The sequence below is a fragment of the Streptomyces beijiangensis genome, assembly GCF_017315755.1.
Lineage (GTDB): Bacteria > Actinomycetota > Actinomycetes > Streptomycetales > Streptomycetaceae > Streptomyces > Streptomyces beijiangensis.
On record NZ_JAFLRJ010001202.1, the window covers coordinates 1 to 367 of the forward strand.

The window sequence follows — 367 nt, forward strand, 5'->3', positions numbered from 1 at the left end:
CGCTGCTCGCACAGCGGCCCTCCCGGTGGTGACGGTGCTCAGCGGGTCATGGCGGACAGCGTCCAGCCCTGCCGGCAGACCTTGCCGAACCTTCCGTCGTCGCAGCCCTCGACGATGAAGCGGCAGGACACCGCGACGCACCGCACTCGCCTGGTGCCTGCTCGCGCTGTCCGTCGGACAAGTGCGGCCCGGGGTGGCGCGGCGGGTGCTGGGCTTCCTGAGCCGCCCGCAGCAGGTGGCGGACCCGTGCCCCGAACTGACCCCGCGCGAAAGGGACGTGCTCGGGCTGATCGCGGCGGGCAGCCCCGACTCGGCGGTGGCGGACCGGGCGGAGGCGGTGCGCGGGGCTTGGGTGACGGGTGGGCGC

Annotated in this window: 1 pseudogene; it reads left to right on the top strand. The window is 75.2% G+C overall.

The annotated features are described in order from the left end of the window. Positions 1-181: 181 nt before the first annotated feature. Positions 182-367 (top strand): annotated as a pseudogene (locus J0695_RS41175) (hypothetical protein); the annotation flags it as partial.